The sequence below is a fragment of the Halopiger goleimassiliensis genome (assembly GCF_000455345.1).
Taxonomy (GTDB): domain Archaea; phylum Halobacteriota; class Halobacteria; order Halobacteriales; family Natrialbaceae; genus Halopiger_A; species Halopiger_A goleimassiliensis.
This window is the reverse complement of the sequence record NZ_HG315690.1, coordinates 188811-207803: the sequence shown is the minus strand read 5'-3', so window position 1 is coordinate 207803 and position 18993 is coordinate 188811. Positions and strand designations below refer to the sequence as shown.

Sequence of the window (18993 nt, the reverse complement as noted above, 5' to 3'; positions counted from 1 at the left end):
GTCGACTGGTACCGTCCACCCGCCGACGGTCCGTTTCGAGAGATTTATTTATGGCCGTCGGGAAGAATTGGTTGCGAACGCGGGCTCGTAGATCAGCGGTAGATCACTCCCTTGGCATGGGAGAGGCCCCGGGTTCAAATCCCGGCGAGTCCACTCGAAATTTTCCGTCGTGGTCAGGGTTCGATACTGTCGAGTACAGACCTCCAGTCGCATGTTCGCCCCTTCTGACTCTCCTTCGTTTTAAAAGGGATACTCCCGCTCGTCGTGTTGCAGGGAGATCCACTTCTTCTCGGTGACCTCGTCCATGACGTCGGTGCTGTTGTACGCGCCGACGCCGGAGGCGTTCGTCCCGCTGAACGTCACGTGGGCCTCGTCGTTGATCGGCTGGTCGTTGACGTGGACGTTCCCGGTGTCCATCCGTTCGGCGATCCGCATCCCCTGTCCGACGTCCCCGGCGTGGACCGATCCCGAGAGCCCGTACTCGGTGGCGTTGTGCAGTTCGATCGCCTCGTCGATATCCGAGAAGGGAATCACGGGCGCGATCGGACCGAAGTGCTCGTTACAGGCCGCGGCCATGTCGTTCGTCGCGCCGGAGAGCACCGTCGGCGCGACCAGCAACGAGTCCTCGACTCCTTCCATCGGGATCGTCCCGCCGCCCGTCTCGAGCGTCGCCCCCTGGTCGACCGTCTTCTCGACGTACTCGAGCATCTCGTCGCGCTGGCCCTCGTCGATGATCGGCCCGACGATGGTGTCCTCGTCGTGGGCGCTGCCGGTGGGTAACGACTCGGCGCGAGCGGTCAGCTTCTCGACGTACTCGTCGGAGACGGCCTCGTGGACGAGGTGACGGTTGATCGAGATACAGACCTGGCCCTGGTGGACGAACGAGCCGAACACCGCGGAATCGATCGCCGCCTCGAGGTCGGCGTCCGCGGTGACGATGTGGGCGTTGTTGCCGCCAAGCTCGAGCGCCAGCTCGGAGAGGTTCTCGCCGGCGGTCGCGGCGACGCCGCGGCCGACGGGGGTCGAGCCGGTGAACGCGATGAGGTCGCTCCGGGGGTGACCGACGACGGCGTCGCCGATCTCCGAGCCGTGCCCGGGGACGACGTTGAGGAGGCCGTCCGGCAGCCCGGCTTCCTCGTAGAGTTTCGCCATGAGGAGGCCGCCCGTGATCGGCGTGTTCGACGCGGGTTTGAGGACGACGGCGTTCCCGGCCGCGAGCGCGGGTGCGACCGCACGGCCGGAGAGGTTCAGCGGGAAGTTCCACGGCGAGATCACCGAGATGACCCCCTGCGGCTCGCGTCGAACGACGTTCTCCTTCCCCGGAACGTTGGAATCCACGTGTTCGCCCTTCATTCGGCGCGGTATCGTGGCCGCCTCGCCCGCGTGGTCGCTCGCGATCTGGACCGACGTCTCGCCCATGATCCGCGCGCCGCCGGCCTCGTGGGCCAGCAGGTCGACGATCGCCTCCTCGTACTCGTGGAGCAACTGGGCGAACCGCTGGGCGATCCGCTCGCGCTCGACCGGCGGCCGCTGTTCCCACTCCGTCTGGGCTGTCGCGGCGGCCTCGTAGGCGGCGTCGACGTCGTCCTCGTTCGACGCGGGAACGCGAGCGATCTCCTCGCGCGTCGACGGGTCTTCGACCGGTATCTCACCATCGCTCGCCGCGGACGTCCACTCGCCGTCGACGTAGACGGCGTTCCACTCGTCGTCGATCGAGAGGTCCAGAGCCATGACCCGCCGTACGCGACTGCCGCGGAAAAGTCGTCTCCGGATCGACGGTGAGTCTCCGCGTTCGCCGACAGTCGTTCGTCGTCGTCGGTTCGGTGCCACGAATATTCACAACAGATGCGAAGGACAGCCCCGCGTTCGATACCTTCCGTGTCGTCACGAATGGTGGAAAAGTGGTGGCGTCGAACTTGCGAGCCGAGGGTGAGAGACGGTCCAGAATCGGCCGAATCTATCCAGTAACGCTGTCAGGCAACGAAACCTTATAGGTGCCAGTGGAAGAAATCGCGACTGATGCACGAAGAACTGGAAACCACCGTCGTCGAGTTCGACGCCGAAACGAACGTCGGCTACGTGACGCTCAATCGCCCGGACGCGCTGAACGCCCTGAGCAGCCAGCTACGCGAGGACGTCGTCGAGGGCCTGCGCCTGCTCGAGGCGCAAAACGAGGAGGCCGACGGCGTCGCCCTCCGGGCGGTCGTCCTCGAGGGGGCCGAGGGGAACTTCTGTGCCGGCGCGGACGTCAACGAGTTCAGCGACGAGTCCGCGGGTGCGACGTCCGAACGCAGCCACTACGAGTTCATCCGCGAGTTCCCGGTGCCCGTGATCGCGAAGGTCGAGGGCTACTGTCTCGGCGGGGGCCTCGAGACGGCGATGTCCTGTGACATGCGGATCGCCCACGAGGAGGCCCGCTTCGGCCTGCCGGAGGTCGACCTCGGACTGCTCCCGGGCGCGGGCGGCGTCCAGATGGTCAGCCAGCTGGCCAGCCCCGCGGCGGCGATGGAACTCGCGATGACCGGCGAGCACATCACCGCGGACCGGGCCGCGGACCTGGGCATCGTCAACCGCGTCTACGGCGACGACGAGTTCGACGAGGCGGTCGACGAGTTCGCCGAGACCATCGCCGCGAAGCCGCCGCTGGCGACCCAGGCGATCAAGCAGTCGGCGCGGACGGCCGTCCAGGCCGGTCTCGAGGAGGGGGTCGCCTTCGACCGCCAGCAGTTCGGCCAGTTGCTCACCACCGAGGACCACGAGGAGGGCGCTCGAGCGTTCGCCGAGGACGACTACGAACCCGAGTTCAAGGGGCGGTAATTCGAGCCGAGCGACGGTTGGTCGGGTCGCTCTCGTGACGCCGACGCGAGTTGCTCGTCAGACCTGCCCTCGTTCGGTCCGGTCTTCGTCGAAACTCGCTGTTCCTCGCCGCTAGGGCCATCCGACGAGTCACTCGAGTCGGTACGGACCGACCCTCGCTCGAGCGTCGCAGAACGTTCGGTTCGACCGTCCCGCACCGTCACAGCAGCATCGACACGACGGCCAGTACGAGGAACAGCAACACGAGCCACTTCGCGATCGACATGGTGATCCCTGCGATGCCGGTCGCGCCGACGGCGGCCGCGACGATTGCGATGACGAAAAACAGCAGTGCGAGTTCTAACATAGTCGTTTCGAGGCCGGTGCGGCGGATAGCCGTTCGGCCTGAATGTGCGTCCGAAGGTGGAAAGTCCGGCGTCGCGACTTGTCGGTGACGCGTGAGACGGTGAAAACGCCGATCGGGTGAAACGGTTACTCGTTGAGGTGAGACCGGTATCCTTTCGGTTCGAAGCCGCGACGACAGATCACGCGCTTGCGGCCGACGGTGATCGCGCTGATCTGGTCGTCGTCTTCCATACTGTCGATGACCGCCTCGAGGCGGTCCTCCGACCAGCCGGTCTCGTCGCGGACGGTCGCGGCGTCGACGCGGCCGCCGCGCTCGACGAGCATCCGGAGGATCTTGTCCTCGTCCGGGAGTTCGCGCTCGTCGACGCCGTACTCGAACTGTTCGGCGTAGCTGAGCGTTTCGTCTTCGGACTCGTCTGTCGTCGATTCCTCGGTCGTCGTGGACTCGTCTGATTCCGTCTCGTCGGACGAACTGCTCCGCCAGAGCGACGAGATGCGAGTCCAGAGTGTATTGAATACCATGGTGGAACCCTCCGCTGGGACGATCGGTGGGGTGAGGTAGTTACAGTGGGATTCTATCCACTGATTTATATTTGTGCCGCCGGCAGTCCGTTCACCCGCGATGTCTCGACTGCGACGACGATCCGATTCCTGAAGGGAATCCACCTTGCAATCCGCAAGGGGCCGGTCGATCGTGCCGAGGAAGCATTCTGATTCGGCGATCACGCACGAGACAGCCGTCTCGAGTCGGTCGCGAGGTCGTGGCCAACGGTCAGTCGCTCATCGCTACCGACGGAAGTCGCCGGAAGCAGAACGTTCCGATCGAGACCCGTCGCACTACGCCGCCGGTCGCCGTCGCCTAGTCGCTCGAGGGGTCGACGCCGTCGGTGTAGCTGTCGACGAGTCGCTCGAGGGATTCGTGGTGGTTCGTCGTGTGGGGTGCGGCGAGGGGGGAGATACTGATGCGACCCTCGGCGACGGCGCGCCGATCCGTCCCTTCGGGGTCGGGGATCTCGTCGGGGTCCATCGTCTCCCAGACGCGGTCCTTGAGGTGGACGGCGGTCCCGTCTCGAACCGCGTCCATCTCGTAGCGCTTCGAGGGTTCGGTGATCTCGACGGGTGCCGGTTCGCCGTCGGGCAGGGGGACGTTGACGTTCAGGTAGGCCGCGTGATCGAAGACGCCCGCCTCGAGGGCGTGTTCGGCGAGGAACGTGGTGATCCGGGTGGCTTCGGCGTAGTCGGCGGCCGTCAGGTCGATCTCGGACAACGGGGCGTCGTCGACGGGGACGTACATCGAGGTGGCGATGGCGGGAACGTCGAAGAACGCGGCCTCGACGGCGGCGCTGACGGTGCCCGAGCGACCGAGGACGTACTCCCCGAGGTTCGCACCCTTGTTACAGCCGGAGACGACCAGGTCGGGGAACGGGCCGAGTTCCGCGAGGCCGGCGACGACGCAGTCGGCGGGCGTCCCGTGGACCGCGTAGCCCAGTTCGTGCTCGGTGACGTCGACTTCGTGGGAAATCGAGCGGCCGCAAGCGCTCTGGTCGGTCGCGGGGGCGACGACGGTGACGTTCGCCTGTTCCGAGAGGGCGTCGTGGAGGGCGCGGATGCCCGTACTGTCGATCCCGTCGTCGTTGGTCAACAGGATCTCGAGGTCGTCGCTCATACCGAGTGGCTCGGAAGCCGACACGAAAAGCCCACCGCTTCGGACGGAAGTTCGTACCACACCGTCCGACCCGGGACCCGAGCGCCGGTGGATCCCTTCACACTCGAGAGCGCGGATTCGGACGGTCGGCGACGCGCGTTCAGGCGAGGCGGTCGACGACCGTCTCCTCGTCGACGACGAGGTTGTACGCGCCCTCGTCGTCGTTCCAGAGCGCGAGGACGCTCTCGAAAGCCAGCGCGTCGCCGTAGTCGGCCTCGAGCAGGTCGCGATTGAGCGCCGTCTCGTTGGTCACGACGGCGTAGTGGTCGACGGCCTCGCTGCCGTCGCTGATCTTGAACAGCGGATTGGCGTCCGGCCCGTCGCTGAGCGATCGGCTGAGTTTCGCCGCCACGAGGTCGATCCGGTTGGTGACGTGGCGGTCCATCTCGGCCATGCGCGCCCACTCGCCGGCGTCAAGCGAGAGATCGATCCGTCGGGTGCCGTCCAGACGCAACAACGAGTAGGAGAACTGCACGTCGACGTTGACGAACTCGCCGGGGTCGTGGTCGTCGTCGGCCGCGGGCGTAGCCTCGTCCAGCCGCTGCTGGAAGGACGGCACCGCGAGGTCGGGACGGGCGTCGAACGACCAGCCCCGATCCGTCGGCCGTTCGCCCGGCCAGAACCGGACGGCCGGACCGTAGACGGTGACGCGGCCGCCATCGTCGTCGGCCTCGGTATCACCCAGCCGTTCGTCCTCGAGTTCACGCTCGAGTTCGCGCAGTTGGATGCTCGTGTTCTTGTCGGCGGGAGCCATCGCGAGCATCGTCCCGTCGGGTGCGAGGGATTCGAGCAGCAATCGGGCGACCGCGGCCGGCTCCTCGAGTTCGCTCAGGACGTTACAGCAGAGAACGAGGTCGAACCCGTCGTCGGGAGCGGTCGGGTCGAACGCCGACTCGCCGTCGGCGTCGCCGAGGGCGTCCGCCGGATCGAACGCCTCGGCCGTCGTCCGGTGGATCGTCGCGTGGACGTTCGGACCGGTTTCGGCGAGTAGCTCCTCGAGGACGTCCGCGGCCGCGCTCGGTTCGACAGCGTGGTAGTCGAGCAGGGCGTCGTCGGGGAGATAGTCCGCCAGACCGAGCGCCGGCCCGCCGACGCCCGCGCCGACGTCCAGCACCCGGAGCGTCCGGTCCAGCAGGCCGCGATCCGCGAGGTCGTCGAGCGCGTACTGGATCGCCGCGTAGTACGGCGGCAGGTGGTAGATCGCGTACCCCGCGGCGACGTCGTCGTCGTACTCGACCGCGTGGCCCGCGAGGTAGCGGGCCTTGAACCGCCGGATCGCCGATCGCAACAGGTCGCCGCTCGCGCCGTCCTCCCAGTCGACGCCGTAGCGCTCGACCAGCAGCTCCTCGAGCGCGTGCTCGTAGTCGGCGGGAAGTTCCTCGACGGGGCCACGACGCGGCGACACCGGCTCCTCCGACACCGGAACGAACGTCCCGTCCTCGCGTTCGATCAACTCGAGGTCGGCCGCCTCCTCCCGGAGGATCTGCCGGACGACTGCCGGGTGGGGCGTCCCCTCGACGTACTCGTGGATCTCCTCGGGATCGATCGGGCGGACGTTGCGCAGGTACTTGGCGTTCGAGCGAACGGCCTCGCGCTGGTCGGTCACGGGCGATCACCGCCGGCTCGGTCAGTCGTCGAAGCGTCGGCGTCGGCCCCGTCACCGTCGACCGCCGCCGTCCGACCGTCGACGTCGGGCTGCCACCGCGTGGCCGCATCTCGGTAGAGCGCCTCGAGTTCGTCGGGATCGGCGGCGGCGATGTCGGCGGCGGCGTCGGCGACGGCCGCCGCGCCGTCGAACGTCTCCTGGATGTCGGCGTAGACCCGGGGCGTCCCTTCCGTGAGTTGCTCGACGACCGTCCGAAGCCGGTCGTAGACCGGCGTCTCGAACCCCTCCGGGGCGGGCTCGACCGCGAGCGCGAAGGCGAGGGCGGCCGCGTGGGTCGCCGCCTGGACCGTCTCCATCGCCTCGTCGTGTTCGGCGGCGGTCGTCTCGCGCAACTCGTTGCCGCGCTCGGTCAGGCCGTCGAGCACGGCGTCGGTCGTCGGCCCCGGATCGTCGCGGACGACGGCGACGACGCCGGGAGCGCGCTCGGGGGCGAACAGCGGGTGTAAACTCACCCGTTCGCACTCGGGCGCGTGTTCGGCCATCGCCTCGAGCGGCGGCGTCATAACTCCGGAGACGTCGATCAGGGCCCGCTCGGCGCGGTGAGCGTGATCGGCGACCGCCGCCGCGACGTGACGCATCGGGACGGCGAGACAGACGACGGCGTAGGAGTCGTCGCCCTCTAAGTCGGCGACAGCGCCGTCGACGGCGTCGGCCGCTGCCGTCGCGGCCTCGGGGTCGACGTCGGCGAAGGCCACGTCGGCGTCGATTGCGTGGCCGAACCAGGTGCCCATCGCGCCGGCACCGACGATCAGTACGTCCATCGGTGGCAGCTATCCGTCGGCGTTCCAAAAGCCGTTCGATTACCGACCCTCGAGTCCGCGTTCGGGGACGGTGAGAAAGCGAATTACTCGTCTTCGAGCGCGTCGGCGATGCGCTTGAGCGCGCGGGTCTGGTCGCGCATCTCGTCGCGCAGCTGGCGGACCTCGCGGACGAGTTCCTCGTTGCCGACTTCCTCCCCGCGGCCGCCGGGTGCGCCGCCCGGACCGCCCGGGCCGCCACCCATCATACCGCCCATCATCTGTGCGAACGGGTTGCCGCCCATGCCGCCGGGACCGCCGCCACCGCCGAACGGGCTCTCGGGGGCGTCACCCTCGCCCTCGCCTTCTTCGGCGCGCTGCTCGCGAATCTCCTCGACTCGCTCGCGGAAGGACTTCTCCTCGCCGTCGTCGCCACCCTCGGTGGATTCGTTTTCGTCCGACATACACTCGGCTTCTCTACCGCCGCGGAAAAGGATTGTCATGTCCACGATCGGTGGCAGGTCTCCGGCGTTCGACCGCCGTCTCGAGGTCGGCCGACCGCATCACGGTCGACCCCGCGAACTCAGGCCGAACCCTCGTGGCGGTCCTCGTGAACCGACCGGTATGGTGTCGTCGCAGTTTCCCCGAGACCAGCCCGCCGACCGGCCAACCGCGTCCCAGTCCCGAAACTATCCATGGTAGATCGGCGGCCCACGAGACGACAGGTCGTCGGTGCACTAGGAAGCGCGGCGATCTTCGGTTCCGGGACCGCCGTCGCGAGTGGCGACGACCGCACGGATGCGGTCCTCGACCTCGAGCGCGACGCGACCTATCCGCGGTGTCTGTACAAGCGATCCGACGACGGCGAGTGGTATCCGGCCCTCCCGATCAACGTTCACGTTCGAGCGGCGGAATCGGAGTCCGCGCTCGAGCGAGTCGTCCGGAGTTTCTCGGGCCTGGACGGCCTCGAGTGGACCTCGTTTCTCCCCGACGCGACGGCGAGAGCCTGGGACGACGACCAGCGGGACCTCGTTCCACCGGACCGATCCGTCCGCCGACTCCGGTTCGGCGACGAGTGGAACCACGTCCACTGCTGGGACGTCGACGACGAGCGGGTCGCGATCCACGCGCACCTGGACGTCCTCGATCTCTCGGCCTCGCACTTCCACCGCGGCGATTACTACGGCGAAGCCGCCCGCGAGGTTGCCGATCTGCTCACGGCGGACGGCTGGCAGGAACGGCGGCCCCATCACATCGAATACGGCGTCGACGACGAACGACTCGAGCGGTGGGGCGAGACGGGCGATCTGCTGCTCGTCGACGACTGATCGACCCCCTCGGTAGCTACCCGAACGAACCGAGCGACGACTGGAGGTTCCGACTCGCCCCGCCGGTCTCGAGTTCGTAGCCGACCAGATCCCGCATGTCGACCGCGTACGTGGTGCCGCCGTTCTCGAGGACGAGCAACCGCCCTTTCACGCCGCGGACGGTCCCGCTGGCGATCGTCTCCGGGACCGGCCGGCTCTCGAGGTCGAGGCCGTACTCCAACGTGAAGCGGTCGATGACGTCGAACTCCGCGAGCACGTCCGCCCAGGCGTCGGCGTCGACCGTCGAGGCCAGCGAAGCCACTTTCGCCGGCGTCCGGACGCGATCGACCAGCCACTCGGCGATCTCGGCCTCGAGTTCGCGGGCGATACGCCCGTTCGAGACGGTGTGGACGTGGGCAGCACGGTCGGCACCCTGTTCGCGAAGCCGAGTCTCGAGCCGTCGCGACTTCGTGACGCCGACCTTGAACGTGTCGGGGCCGAAGGCGGCGAGGTAGACCGCGTGCTCCTCGTAGCAGTCCATCTCGTCTTTCAGACAGGTGCCGGTACAGCGGGCACACACCCACGTGCTGGTGTGGTACTCGCAGTACGGCGCAGACGGGCGGTCGCAGGCGACGTGGTCCCCGTCGTCGATCGTCCCCGCACAGCGGCGGGAACCCAGCGTGTACGAGAGGTCCGCGCCGGGTTCGAGGGGCCGGCGCTCGAGGCCCTCCTCGGTGGCGAGCACCAGCGCCGAGCCCCGACCGCTCGGCTCGTAGCCGACCAGTTGCACGCACTCGGGTAGGGGACGGGCCCAAATAGACCTACTGCTGTCGACCGTCCACGCGAAGCCTCCCGAAAATCCGACCGTCGAACTCGTCCGCCGGACGTCCGATCCGTCGGAGCAGCGGAGACGGACCACGCGTACGGGGCTCGACTCCACGTGCGCTCGAGTATCACCGGTGGAGGCGTGGTCCGTCCCGGGTTGGCACGCAGTACACCGCCGTTCACCGGGCTTGCTATCGACCGGTGACGGCTGGTAGTCCGCGACCTCGGTGGTTAAGTACTGTGCTTGGTATTCCCACCCCTAGAAAGAGGTCGCCGCCGAGCGCGGCGAACGATTTTACGTCTCACCCACGAACGTCCGGTATGGCACTCGAGGGGACGCTCGAGGCGTCGGTATCGACGACAGGGACCGGATCGACGACCGTCGAGTTCGCGTTCACCGTGACGAACGACGGAAGCGACACGGTCGACCTCCAGTTTTCGGACGCCGCGAAAGCGGAGTTCGTCGTCCAGGACGAGGGACGGGAGATCTGGCGCTACACGGACGGTCGAATGTTCGCCCAGATGCTCAGCACCGATCGGCTCGAGCCTGGCGAATCGACGACCTACGACGCCGAGTGGACGGATCCACGACCGGGAAGGTACACGGCGGTCGCGGAACTCCGCGCGCAGGAGGCGACGTGCGAGGCGCGGACGGATCTGACGATCGAGGACTGATCCCGGACGTTCGGGGTCGACAGTGGACGCCCGTCCAGTTCGACACGGCTACCGGACAGAAGGTACCGGTGTCGCCGCATATAAACTCGGCCCATCCGAACGGGTCGGTATGCAAGCCCTGGTGATCGCCGCTCACGGGTCACACCTGAACCCGAACGCGTCGGACCCGGCCTACGCCCACGCGGATACCGTCCGCGAGACGGGCGCGTTCGACGAGGTGCGGGAGGCGTTCTGGAAGGAGGAACCCCACTTCCGGGAGGTGATCCGCACGCTCGAGTCCGAGGAGGTGTTCGTCGTCCCGCTGTTCATCAGCGAGGGGTACTTCACGGAGCGGGTGATTCCGCGGGAACTCCGCCTCGAGGGCTGGGATCCGGACCTGTGGGACTCCGACGGTACGAGCGCCGACAGCGTCACGCTCGAGGCGACGGACGTCGGGAAGCCGATCCACTACTGCGGCCCGGTCGGCACCCACGACGCGATGACCGACGTGATCGTCGGCCGCGCCGAGAGCGTGACGGGCGATCCGGACGTGGGCGAGGGATTCGGCCTCGCGGTCGTCGGCCACGGCACCGAACGCAACGAAAACTCGGCGAAGGCCGTCGAGTACCACGCCGAGCGGATCCGCCAGCGCGACCGCTTCGACGAGGTGCGGGCGCTGTTCATGGACGAGGAACCGGAGGTCGACGACGTCACCGACTACTTCGGGGGCGAGGCCCGACGGGCCTCGGAATCCTCGAGCGGGCGTGGCCCGCGAGACGTCGTCGTCGTGCCGCTGTTCGTCGCCGACGGCTACCACACACAGGAGGACATCCCCGAAGACGTGGGACTGACCGAGGACTACCGCCAGGGCTGGTCGGTCCCTGCCGAGGTCGACGGCCACCGGATCTGGTACGCTGGGGCCGTGGGAACGGAGGCCCTGATGGCCGACGTCATCCTCGAGCGAGCGGCCGACGCCGGTGCCGACTTCGACGACGCCGCGACGGAGGTCCGGGGGAACGCCGCCGTGACGGGTGACTGACCGTGTCGATCGATCCGACGCACTTCGAGCACGTTCGCGAGGCGGCCGCCGACGGCGTCGACTTCGACGGCCTCTCCCTCCAGCGCGGCGACGAGGCGTTCGTCCTCGAGACTCCCGAGACGTCAGCCACGAGGGTCGACCCCTCGGATCTCGCGGACGCGCTGGCGTCCTGCGAGGCGTACGTCTCGAACTGGGCCTACTGGCAACGGACCGTCGGCGGCGAGGGCACGGCCCGCCGAGCATTTCTCCGCTGGTGCGAGCGAGCGCCGATCGACGAGGACGTCGCGGACGATCCGACCGAGGATCCCCTCACGGTTCCCGAGCGGTACGAGGCGCTCCGGGACGGTATCGACCGCGAGTGGGGGCAACTGGCGATCACCACCCGGTTCCTCGACGTCGACGCCGCGGGGGAACGGGCGTACGACCTGTGGCACGTCGACGACGCCGACGCCGACGTCGCCGACCTCGAGGTGTACGACGACCCCCGGGAGGCTCGCGACATCGCGACCCACGACGCGGACGGCCGCTACAGGCCGCTGAAAACGGCTCCGACGCTCCGATCGGGATGGGCCTTCACCGGCCTCTCGGGGGCTGAACTCGTCGAGACGATCGGCTTCCTCTACCCCGCCACGATCGCGAACTGGCACCGCGAGCGACGGGGGACCCTCGACATCGATCACTGGCGGGAGACGGCCGAGCGCCAGACCGGGATCTACGAGCTGATCGACGAACTGCCCCGGGAGGCCGTCGACTGGCTGGCCGAGGCCTGCTGCGTCGACTCGCAGTGTCTCCGCCGTCGCGAGTGGGAGTACGAGGAAGGCGACGACCTCGCCGTCGACGGCGGCGACGGGGCCTTCCCCTGTCGCGAGCCCTGTTCGCTCGTAATCGCGGCCGCCCGCAAGTGGACGATCCTCGAGAACGAGACCGAACGCACCTACGAACTCGAGTTGACGAAAAGCGAGTTCAACCAGCTCGCGGAACTCGTCGACGCGGTCGCGGACGGTCGGATCGACGAGATTCGGGAGGCCGACCTCGAGGACGGCGCGAACCGGTTCCGGGCACGGTACCTGCGCGCAAAACGGTTCGACGAGGACGGGCGGCTCGAGGGACGCGAACGCGAGTGAGGTCGACTACGCGAGAACGAGCCACAGCGCGACGAGAACGCCGACGACGACGAACACGAGCCCGAGATAGGCGACGAACCCTCCGACCGTCGCGGCGGTCATCGTCGCGACGCCGATGGCGAGCACGGCCAGCCCGACGACAGCCAGCGCGGAGGAATCCACCCCGAACTCCTCCCGAAGCCTCGTGAGTGTGCGACCGAACGCGCCAGGCTCCCTCGGCTGCCGGTCAGGTTGCCGCAGCGTCTCGTCGACCTCGACCTCCGGTGGTGGTGGCCGAACCGTCAGTTCGATCGCCACCGATTCCGACCCGTAGCCGGTGACGACCTCGAGGTGGCCCTCGATCGGCTCCTCGAGGCCCCCGTTGTCGATCGCGATCGGGACGGTCGTGACTTGCTCCGGTTCGATGTAGTAGTTCGACTGTTCGATCCGGGCGACCCGATCGAGGTCGCCCTCGAGCCGGCAGTGGACGTGTGCGGGACGGTCGTGACCGCGCAACACGAGGCGGACCCGCCGGTCCGTCTCGAGGGTCTGTGTATCCGCCTCGAGCGTGTTGGCGGTCCCGCGGTTGACGTGAACGGTGAGTTCAGTCCCGGACACGGACGATCAGGCCGGTCAGGCCGGTGATTCCTCGCGCATATCCGGCGGCAGCAGGTTCGGGATACCGTCGTCGATCGGATAGCGTTCGCCACAGTCGCCACAGACGAGCGCCCCGTCGACGATTTCGTCGCCGTCGTACGCTGCGTCTTCGAGTTCGAGTTCGTGTTTGTCCAGCGGACAGCGGAGAATGTCCAGCAACGACTCCTTCATATCTACGTAGGCGTGTCGCATCCAGCAAAAGGTTTCGGGAACGTCTCGTTCAGTCGCTTCGTCCCTCCCTTCACGACTCGGAGGGGGTCGGCGCGGTGGACCGAACGCGTCCCGAACGGCTCAGTAGGGGTCTTCGAGGACGACGGTCTCCTCGCGGCCCGGGCCGACGCCGACCGCGTAGATGGGGACGTCGAGTTCGTCGCTGACGTACTCGAGGTAGGTGCGGGCGTTTTCGGGGATGGCCTCGTACCCTTCTTCGGCGACCTCGCTCCAGTCGACGTCCGGCCAGCCGTCGAACGTCCGGAGTTTCGCCTCACAGCGGCCCCACTCCTCGGTGGTCGAGGGCATCGTCTCGAGTTCCTCGCCGTCGAGTTCGTACGCGTAGCCGACTTTCACCTCGTCGAGGCCCGACAGGACGTCGACGTGGTTGATCGCGAGGCCGGTGAAGCCGTTGACTCGGGTGGAGTGGCGCAGCATCGGCATGTCGAGCCAGCCGACCCGTCGGGGCCGCCCCGTGACGGTGCCGTACTCCCCACCCTCGTCGCGGATGTAGGTTGCGATCTCCTCTTCGGGGCCGTCGCCTTCCTCGTCGTAGCCCGGCGTGTCGCCGGGCACGCCACCGAGTTCGGTCGGTAGCGGACCGCTCCCGACGCGGCTGAGATACGCCTTCACGATCCCGACGATCTCGCCGTCGCCGACGACGCCCGGACTGAGTCCGGTGCCAACGGCCGCGCCCCCGGCGGTCGGGTTCGAGGAGGTGACGTAGGGGTAGTTGCCGTGATCGATGTCGATGATCGTCCCCTGTGCCCCCTCGAGCATCACGTTGCGGCCGTCGTCGATCGCGTCGCTGAGGAACGCACTCGCGTTGACTGTCATGTCCTCCTCGGCCAGCCGTCGGCCGAACTCGCCGAACTCCTCGTGGAGCGCGTCGACGTCGAACGCCTCGGGATCTTCGAGGTCCGAGACGTCGACGCCGTAGACGTCCTCGACGAGCGCGCGTTTCTGGGGCACGACGTACTCGAGACGGTCCCGCAGGACGTCGGGATCCAGCAGGTCGCGGATCCGGACGCCGCGGCGACCGGCTTTGTCCTCGTAGGTCGGGCCGATGCCGCGGCCGGTGGTCCCGACCTCCTGGTCGGATTCGCTCTTGACGTCCTCCTCGATACCGTCGAGGACGCGGTGGAACGGGAGGATGACGTGTGCACGTTCGGCCACCCGGACGTCGGGATCCAGCCCCTTCTCGCGAAGCGTCTCGATCTCGTCGAACAGCGTCCGCGGGTTGACGACGCACCCGTTGCCGAGTACCCCGACCTTGCCGCGGACGGCACCGGACGGAACGAGCGACAGTTTGTACGTTTCGCCGTCGTGGACGACGGTATGTCCAGCGTTGTCGCCGCCCTGATAGCGGGCGACGACGTCGGCAGCGTCGCCGTAGAGATCGACGACGCCACCTTTGCCTTCGTCGCCGAGTTGCGACCCGACGATTGTGACGGTCATAACAGCGGCGGGTTCTTGCCGTGCCGATAAACAGATTACGGTATTGACGGCCACCGCGGCCCATCGTGTACACGGACGTGGTTACGGTTCAGGGTTCGTCGTTCGTCCGGTCGCTGGAGAGGGCAGAGGCGACCGCATCTCCCCGGACCGAAAGCCGTAGGACCGGTCCGGAGAGAGTACAGAGACGACCGATATCACGGATACTGCCGCCTTCGCCGGGATCCGAAGCGTTAACTACTGGCAAGCACGATACTCGAGTCGTCCGGTACCGTCTCTCCTGCGAGGGTAACCTTTAAAGGGTCTAAAGACAAGTTAACAAATGCCATGATAGACCGACTTGAGAAGGAAGTCGACATGCTGGAACGACATCTCCAGGTCCTGAAGATGGTCATCGAGAACGAGCCGATCGGGATCGTCAAGATGTCGAACGAGACGGGCTATCCGCACCACAAGGTTCGGTACTCCCTTCGCGTGCTCGAGGAGGAGAACCTCATCGAACCCTCCAGCCAGGGCGCGATCAAGACCGAACGCACCGCCGAGTTCGTCGACGAACTCGACGGCAAGATCGACGACATCGTCGACAAACTCGAGGGAATGAAGATCGAAGACGTCGCCGAGATCGAAGGCTAACGGCTCTCTCGTTCGTTCGCGTTCTCGTTTCTCCAGTTCCATCGATCGGCAAGGGCTATCGAGCGACGCGCAACAGCGACTCGCTCGACGGCGCACGTTACGGCACCACCGCCCATCGAAAGCGACCGTTTCCAAGGACGTCCGAGAACGAGTCCGACCGTGCCCGCGGTGTGACGGCGCTCAGAGTTCGGGGACGGTCATGTGGAACCCTTCGGAGCGCGATTCGACGAGACAGAGGTGGTACCCCTCCTTCCGCGAGAGGTTGACGAAGCTCAGTTTCGAACCGCGACTCAGGATTCCGCTGCTGGTCGCCTGTTCGGTCACGTCGAGCGCTCCGGGTTCGAAGTAACTCGAGGTGACGGCGATCGCGGCGGCCAGATCGGGGTAGTTCGCCTTCACCGCGGAGGCAGCCTCCTCGAGATCCGCGAGCAACTCCTCGGAGGCCGGTTCCCGCGAGTCGTTGAGCATGACGAGGACGAGCGGGTTGCCCCGCTTGTCGTACGCGACGATGTCGAACTGCACGACGTCGGGGACGTCCTCGGTGTCGTCGTCCGCCAGCGAGATGGTCGAGTGTAGTTCCGCACGATCGATCGCGGGAATCGCGTCGTAGAGGTCGCCGAGTCCGTCGGCGTGACCGGTGTCGCGAATCTCGTAGAGCAACACCTCGGTCAACCAGTCGACGAACCGGAACTCCATCGTCTCCGGCAGGAACTCCTCGTAGGGCCGTCCGTCGACGGCGACGTCGCTCGCGTCGAACTCGGTGTGGTGCTCGAGCCGGAGGTTCGCGGCCACGTCCGCCTGGTCGGCCTCCCCCTGGTGAGCCGTCTCGAGCGTCGGATCGCTCTTCGAGCCGTACCGGACGAAGAGGTTCGTCCCCGACAGCGCGCGGTCGGGTTCGAGAACGGTGCTGCGCTGATGCCCGTCTGAGTCGCTTCCCTGCCGGGCCTCCTCGAGTTCCGTCTCGAGGTCGTCGATCCGGGACTGTAGCTGCTGGACCTGCTCTGTCAGCTCCTCGTTCTCGGCCTTGAGCCGATCCCGTTCGGCGGCCAGTTCCTCCGCCTTCGACGCGATTTCGTCGCGTTTCTCCTCGAGACGCTCGACGCGCTGGGTCAGCTTCTGGACCGTCTCGTCGTTCGACCCTGCGTTGCCGGACGACGATCGGCTCGCAGTCTCACTGCCGGCGGTCGAGCGACGCGCCCGCTGGCGCTGTGCCGAGGCCGCCGAGCCGTCGGAACGACTCTCGGCCGACGATCCCGAGGCGGCGTCGGCCCGTTTGCCGACGGTTCGCGGTTTCTGGGTCCCCGCGGATCGGACCGTCGTCGCCGCTTCGCTCGAGCCGTCGGCGGTCTTGTCGGGATCGATCGACGGAATGCTCTTGGTCTCGCGCCACTGCTCTTCCTCTTCGAACCGCTCCTCGAGGCCGGATTCGTCGCCCTCCGTGGCCTCGCTGGATGGTCGTTTCGTCGCAGAGTTATCGGCGGAGTCCTCCCGGTCTTCGTCGGTCCAGGAGATGTCGTTTTGGTCCAGTTCCGCCGCCGCGGCCTCGACCTCGTCGGGATCGAGCGAGGACGCACCGACGCCGTCGCCGGAGGCGGCCGTCGCCGCGTCCTCGGACTCGGTGGATGCGGCCTCGGCGTCCGCCGTGGGCGTAGTCGACGCGTCGTCGGTCGTTCCCGTCGACGTGGCGGACTCGGCACTCGAGGCCGTCGATTCGGTCAACGTGACCGAGTCGGGACCGTCGTCGGCCTCGGCGTCTGCGTCGACCGGCGGCGCGACCGTGGCGTCCGAATCCGCCGACGGATCACTGTCCGCGGAGTCGGCAGTGATGCCATCGGTCGATCCCCCGTCGTCGACGGCGTCGGTAGCGGTGATCCCGCCGGCACCGTCGTCGATCGTCGGATCGTCGACCGACGGTTCGGAGCCGGAGATGTCGATCGGATCGATGGCGGATTCGGACGGGTCCGCCGAGGGCGATCCACGGCCGGCGTTCGAACTACCGGTGACCGCGTCGTCGCTCGGCCCACTCGAGGCTCCGTCGTCCGTCGTCGGCTCCGAGCCACCGCCGCCGGCGTCGCCGGTCGTGGTGCCGCCGTCGGAACCTGGGACGTCGGTCACGTCGACGTCGACGTCCATCACTTCGTAGATCCCGACCTCGTCGGCCGCTCGCTCGAAGGCCTCGTCGCCGGTGACAAGCCGCTCCGCGTTGCCGATAAACGCCGCGGCCATCCGCCGGCCGCCGTAGTACACGGCGTAGTAGTCGCCGCTGAGGACGTTCTCGCTCAGTTCGACGTACCCCGTGAAGGAGCCGTCCTGGAGCGTCTCGTCGACCTCTCGCAGCGGCGTGTCGTTCGTGTAGTACTTCGCCTGCGTCTCGCCGCCCTGTTCTTTCATCGAACACAGCAACGGCAGTGACGGATGCGGCGCGTCGTAGATCGTGCCCGAGGCGTTCTCGAAGTCCTCGATGTCACCGTCGAAAACGCCGACGACGCGGCCGTTGAGCATGAACAGCCACGTGCCGGCAGCGGAGACGGACCCCGAGAACCCCCGGTCAGCGAGATCGGAGAGTTCATCGTAGCCCCCACTGAACGGGCGAGAGTCCCATTGTTCGACGCGCTCTTGCGTGCGCGGGTCCATAGTTCAACAAGCGGGAACCGAAACAAATACTTTTGGCTAAAAATCTGCTCGCCGATACGTTTCACCTAGATTTTGGATTCGGCGTCCTCCGCGAGCTCCTTCATCCGCTTGCCGATCCGGCCCGCGCTCGAGAACTCGTCCTCGCTCATGGCGTTTGCCAGCGCGTTCCCGAGGACGAAGACGGCGTGTTTGTGCTCGCTTTTCGACTTGTGAACGTGCGATGGGTCGACGTCGAGTTCTCGGTAGGGATCGAACAGCGTTTCGTCGACCTCCTCGCGCTCCGAGAAGTACTCCATGATGATGACGAGTTCTTCGTGAAGCTCGAGGAGTTCGTCCTTATGCATGGTCGCGTGTAAGGAGGGTTCGGGCTTAAGCGTTGTGTGCGAGACAGGTACAAAACCCGAATGGAGGGCTCTACTCCTCGTTCTGCACGAGTTCACATCGTTCGTCGGTACCGATCCGCGGCCACCGCGAACACCCAGAGGCCGAACGCGAGGGCTGCGACGAACTCGGGAACCGCGAACCACGCCGACGGATCGCCCGCCGCGAGTCGACTGACGAGCCAGCCAAGCCACGTTAGCGGGTGTACGATGCCGAGCCAGATCGAGGCGAGGCCGAGTCGCGCATCGCCCTCGAGAACCAGCCCGCTCCCGTAGACCCACTGGGCGACCGGCGCGACTCCGAAGTGCAACAGCGCGACCGGTCCGTGGAACTCCGTCTCGAGGTAGAACGTGTCGTGGCCGAGGAAGAAGACGCCGACGCCGATCAGCGCGACGGTCGCGACCACCAGCAGGGCGACACCGAGCCGCTCGAGGCGGTTCCCTGCGGTGATCCAGAGCAGCCGAGCGAACGGGACGCCGAACGAGCCGCCGAGGATCAGTCCGCCGTTGAACAGGAGGAAGGTTCGCGTCCCGTACCGCCCCATGTCCGAGAGCGCTCGGCCGCGCCACGTGAACGTCTCGGGCGCTGCGAGCACCGTTGCGAGGAGGATCGCACCGAGGGCGACCGCCGGCGCGGCGAGTCCACAGATCGTTGCGACGTCGTGACGGGATGCGTTCGTCATCGGTTTGCGGCGGGCTCAGCGCTCGTAGAAGCACTACAACCGGCTGTTGGTCCCGTCGTGCCTGGTCTCGTCGCCGTGAAGGGACCGCGTCGCGAGTATCGGCTCTGCCCCATTGTGTCGGTTATTTTGACTTCTTGAGCGAT

20 protein-coding genes and 1 tRNA gene are annotated in these 18993 nt (G+C 67.1%); 7 read left to right on the top strand and 14 right to left on the bottom strand.

What is annotated here, in order from left to right; genetic code table 11:
* The first annotated feature begins 81 nt into the window (after positions 1-81).
* Positions 82-153 (top strand) — tRNA-Ala (locus TX79_RS01055).
* A gap of 87 nt (positions 154-240) precedes the next feature.
* Here the strand turns inward: TX79_RS01055 and TX79_RS01050 are convergent.
* Complete coding sequence (locus tag TX79_RS01050) at positions 241-1731, bottom strand: aldehyde dehydrogenase family protein (protein ID WP_049925188.1); 1491 nt, start codon at positions 1729-1731, stop codon at positions 241-243.
* A 288-nt stretch (positions 1732-2019) separates the two neighbouring features.
* Here TX79_RS01050 and TX79_RS01045 point away from each other — a divergent pair, with 288 nt between their 5' ends.
* Entirely contained in the window at positions 2020-2817 is a 798-nt protein-coding gene (locus TX79_RS01045) for an enoyl-CoA hydratase/isomerase family protein (RefSeq protein WP_049925186.1), read from the top strand.
* 199 nt (positions 2818-3016) lie between these two features.
* Here the strand turns inward: TX79_RS01045 and TX79_RS18895 are convergent, their stop codons facing one another.
* The 6 genes from TX79_RS18895 to TX79_RS01020 form a co-directional block, all read right to left on the bottom strand.
* Positions 3017-3163: a DUF1328 family protein gene (locus tag TX79_RS18895; protein WP_081655454.1), complete on the bottom strand. Its 147-nt coding sequence runs from the start codon at positions 3161-3163 to the stop codon at positions 3017-3019.
* 125 nt (positions 3164-3288) lie between these two features.
* A complete protein-coding gene (locus TX79_RS01040; protein ID WP_049925184.1) occupies positions 3289-3684 on the bottom strand; it encodes a helix-turn-helix transcriptional regulator in 396 nt (131 codons plus the stop codon).
* 337 nt (positions 3685-4021) lie between these two features.
* Positions 4022-4828 carry a 5'/3'-nucleotidase SurE gene (gene surE / locus TX79_RS01035; protein WP_049925183.1) on the bottom strand — a complete coding sequence of 269 codons (807 nt, stop codon included), beginning with the start codon at positions 4826-4828 and terminating at the stop codon, positions 4022-4024.
* Between the two features lie 139 nt (positions 4829-4967).
* Positions 4968-6473 (bottom strand): small ribosomal subunit Rsm22 family protein, encoded by a 1506-nt coding sequence (locus TX79_RS01030; RefSeq protein WP_049925182.1) that lies wholly within the window; start codon positions 6471-6473, stop codon positions 4968-4970.
* The gene (locus TX79_RS01025; protein WP_049925180.1) at positions 6470-7294 is read right to left on the bottom strand and encodes a prephenate dehydrogenase/arogenate dehydrogenase family protein; all 825 of its coding nucleotides are present in this window, start codon (positions 7292-7294) and stop codon (positions 6470-6472) included. Before TX79_RS01025 ends, TX79_RS01030 begins: the two co-directional genes overlap by 4 nt.
* An 83-nt stretch (positions 7295-7377) precedes the next feature.
* Positions 7378-7773 carry a hypothetical protein gene (locus TX79_RS01020; RefSeq protein ID WP_195892434.1) on the bottom strand — a complete coding sequence of 132 codons (396 nt, stop codon included), beginning with the start codon at positions 7771-7773 and terminating at the stop codon, positions 7378-7380.
* A 192-nt stretch (positions 7774-7965) separates the two neighbouring features.
* Here TX79_RS01020 and TX79_RS01015 point away from each other — a divergent pair, with 192 nt between their 5' ends.
* Positions 7966-8598 carry a hypothetical protein gene (locus TX79_RS01015; protein WP_049925177.1) on the top strand — a complete coding sequence of 211 codons (633 nt, stop codon included), beginning with the start codon at positions 7966-7968 and terminating at the stop codon, positions 8596-8598.
* A gap of 16 nt (positions 8599-8614) precedes the next feature.
* Here TX79_RS01015 and TX79_RS01010 read toward each other — a convergent pair whose 3' ends face one another.
* Positions 8615-9367: a DUF2797 domain-containing protein gene (locus TX79_RS01010; RefSeq protein WP_049925176.1), complete on the bottom strand. Its 753-nt coding sequence runs from the start codon at positions 9365-9367 to the stop codon at positions 8615-8617.
* Positions 9368-9723: 356 nt separating this feature from the next.
* On the opposite strand from TX79_RS01010, the gene TX79_RS01005 reads away from it, so the two are divergent.
* From TX79_RS01005 to TX79_RS00995, 3 genes are all read left to right on the top strand, one after another.
* Positions 9724-10077 (top strand): BsuPI-related putative proteinase inhibitor, encoded by a 354-nt coding sequence (locus tag TX79_RS01005; protein ID WP_049925174.1) that lies wholly within the window; start codon positions 9724-9726, stop codon positions 10075-10077.
* A 109-nt stretch (positions 10078-10186) separates the two neighbouring features.
* Positions 10187-11095 carry a CbiX/SirB N-terminal domain-containing protein gene (locus tag TX79_RS01000; RefSeq protein ID WP_049925173.1) on the top strand — a complete coding sequence of 303 codons (909 nt, stop codon included), beginning with the start codon at positions 10187-10189 and terminating at the stop codon, positions 11093-11095.
* Positions 11092-12219 (top strand): DR2241 family protein, encoded by a 1128-nt coding sequence (locus tag TX79_RS00995; RefSeq protein WP_195892507.1) that lies wholly within the window; start codon positions 11092-11094, stop codon positions 12217-12219. The genes TX79_RS01000 and TX79_RS00995 overlap by 4 nt, the downstream gene beginning before the upstream one ends.
* Positions 12220-12225: 6 nt before the next feature.
* On the opposite strand, the gene TX79_RS00990 is transcribed toward TX79_RS00995, so the two are convergent.
* From TX79_RS00990 to TX79_RS00980, 3 genes are all read right to left on the bottom strand, one after another.
* The gene (locus TX79_RS00990; protein WP_049925171.1) at positions 12226-12816 is read right to left on the bottom strand and encodes a DUF7524 family protein; all 591 of its coding nucleotides are present in this window, start codon (positions 12814-12816) and stop codon (positions 12226-12228) included.
* Positions 12817-12831: 15 nt separating this feature from the next.
* Positions 12832-13026, bottom strand: coding sequence for a methytransferase partner Trm112 (locus TX79_RS00985; RefSeq protein WP_049925170.1), 195 nt, complete (start codon positions 13024-13026; stop codon positions 12832-12834).
* A gap of 120 nt (positions 13027-13146) precedes the next feature.
* The gene (locus tag TX79_RS00980) at positions 13147-14523 is read right to left on the bottom strand and encodes an adenylosuccinate synthase (RefSeq protein WP_049925168.1); all 1377 of its coding nucleotides are present in this window, start codon (positions 14521-14523) and stop codon (positions 13147-13149) included.
* 324 nt (positions 14524-14847) lie between these two features.
* Between TX79_RS00980 and TX79_RS00975 the strand changes: the two genes are divergently transcribed.
* On the top strand, positions 14848-15153 hold the full coding sequence (locus TX79_RS00975) for a hypothetical protein (protein ID WP_006181938.1): 306 nt from the start codon (positions 14848-14850) through the stop codon (positions 15151-15153).
* 180 nt (positions 15154-15333) lie between these two features.
* On the opposite strand, the gene TX79_RS00970 is transcribed toward TX79_RS00975, so the two are convergent.
* From TX79_RS00970 to TX79_RS00960, 3 genes are all read right to left on the bottom strand, one after another.
* Complete coding sequence (locus TX79_RS00970) at positions 15334-17787, bottom strand: DUF7527 domain-containing protein (protein WP_049925167.1); 2454 nt, start codon at positions 17785-17787, stop codon at positions 15334-15336.
* A 65-nt stretch (positions 17788-17852) separates the two neighbouring features.
* On the bottom strand, positions 17853-18131 hold the full coding sequence (locus TX79_RS00965) for a UPF0058 family protein (protein WP_049925166.1): 279 nt from the start codon (positions 18129-18131) through the stop codon (positions 17853-17855).
* A 92-nt stretch (positions 18132-18223) separates the two neighbouring features.
* Positions 18224-18850, bottom strand: coding sequence for a DUF998 domain-containing protein (locus tag TX79_RS00960; RefSeq protein ID WP_049925165.1), 627 nt, complete (start codon positions 18848-18850; stop codon positions 18224-18226).
* Between the last annotated feature and the right edge of the window lie 143 nt (positions 18851-18993).